General features: G+C 31.4%; 4 protein-coding genes. All 4 read left to right on the top strand.

The window, feature by feature from the left end:
* Positions 1-195 (top strand): hypothetical protein (locus tag ACVC5O_RS04845; protein WP_452220342.1); only part of this gene is annotated, 195 nt, incomplete at its 5' end.
* Positions 196-281: 86 nt separating this feature from the next.
* Positions 282-839: an REP-associated tyrosine transposase gene (locus ACVC5O_RS04840; protein ID WP_452220341.1), complete on the top strand. Its 558-nt coding sequence runs from the start codon at positions 282-284 to the stop codon at positions 837-839.
* Positions 823-1308, top strand: coding sequence for an ADP-ribosyltransferase (locus ACVC5O_RS04835; protein ID WP_452220340.1), 486 nt, complete (start codon positions 823-825; stop codon positions 1306-1308). The genes ACVC5O_RS04840 and ACVC5O_RS04835 overlap by 17 nt, the downstream gene beginning before the upstream one ends.
* 4 nt (positions 1309-1312) lie before the next feature.
* On the top strand, positions 1313-1570 hold the full coding sequence (locus ACVC5O_RS04830) for a hypothetical protein (RefSeq protein WP_452220339.1): 258 nt from the start codon (positions 1313-1315) through the stop codon (positions 1568-1570).
* The last annotated feature ends 181 nt before the right edge of the window (positions 1571-1751 follow it).

The following is a 1751-nucleotide window of genomic DNA, read 5'->3' as shown; positions in this document are numbered from 1 at the left end:
ACCTTAAAGAAAAACAAGCCAAACCTATTTAGCGATTTTCATTATATAAACTACATAAGCACACAAAAATCTCGCGTAGAAGTTAAAGATAGAGAAACAGAGGAGCTGTTTATTGCAGAATATATTACAGACGTTCCATTTACCGTAACAGAAGATAACGGACAAAAACGTAACTTACTACTATACTCCTGCTAGCGCTCGTCTGTGACGAGTGACTATAACAGCAAGCAAAACAACCAAAAGCTACAGTGTAATAACTGTGGCTTTTGTATTTTAGAGTTATGAGTAGAAAATACAAGTTTCATAATAAGTCTGGGTTATACTTTGTCTCATTTGCTACAGTTTATTGGTTAGATGTATTTACAAGACAGGTTTATTTTAATGTTTTAGCAGATAGTATTAATTATTGCAGAGCAGAAAAAGGTATGGAGCTATATGCTTATTGTTTTATGCCAAGTCATGTGCATTTAATCTTTCGTTCAGCTAGCGAACAGCCAACTGAGCTGCTAAGAGATTTTAAAAAGTATACTTCAAAAAAAGTAATTGAAGCAATAGAAAACAATCCACAAGAGAGTAGAAAAGAATGGTTATTGTGGATGTTTAAAAAAGCAGGAGAAAAACAAGGAAATATTAGTAATTACCAATTTTGGCAGCATCATAACAAACCAATTGAGTTATGGAGTGAAAAGGTTATTAAACAAAAGATAGACTACATTCATAATAATCCAGTAGAAACAGGTTTTGTTACAAAACCAATAGATTATAAGTATTCTAGCGCAAGAAATTTTCAAGAAGATAATACTATTCTAGAAATAGACGATATTGGATTTATGGGTTAGTGCTTCTTACTCTTATGTGCACTCGTCACAGACGAGCGCTAGCGAGGGCTTAGGAGGTAAGTTAGATGATGAATTGATAGCCATGCAAAAAATATTAGATAATGCCTTATCTAAGTTACCTAAATCTAAATATAATGATGGAATTTTAAAAAGGTCTGCTTATTTTAGTGAGCAGGATATAAAAAGACTTTTTAAAGAAGGTGGTGATTTTAAGGATCAAGGATTTTTTTCAACCACTTATTCTGACGAAGCTTTAAATGAATGGCTAATAGACAATTTAACACATAGTGTAATTTTTAAAGTAAAAGGAAAGAATGCTAAACTAGTAGAAGAATCATCTATGTTGCCTCATGAAGCAGAATTGCTTTTTAAATCAGGTACGGAATTTGATGTGGATAAAGTGTTTAAGGATAGACATCCTGTTTTTCCCAACAAGGATGTAACAATAATTGAATTAATAGAAAAGTAATATTATGGATAACTTGAAACAACAATTAGAAATATATATAAAAGAGAAAGAGGAGTTAAAAGGAAGACTTTTCGATAGAGGTTTTAAATCAAGCGAAGAATTGAATCAATTTAAAATAGAAAACATAGACGATTTTAATAAATATTATTTTTTATTTGAAGAAGTTCGAAAATTAGAATGGGAATTATTGACACCAGATAAGCGTGCTGAAAAGGAAGAACAAAGACGAATGTCTAAACTTAAAAGAGAAGGTAAATTATAACCCAATAGCGCGAATTTACAACCCGATCGCGCGGATTTGCAATCCGTGACCATAACAGTACGTAATAAAGAGCATCGTTTTTTTGATGCTCTTTTTATATTTACTAAAAGGCTTAAATTGTATAAAAAAACAAATATGTCTACAAAATACAAAGCAACAATGGAAGACACAGGCTATTTTG

This window comes from Lacinutrix salivirga (genome assembly GCF_053604675.1).
This window is presented reverse-complemented; position numbering and strand designations above follow the sequence as displayed.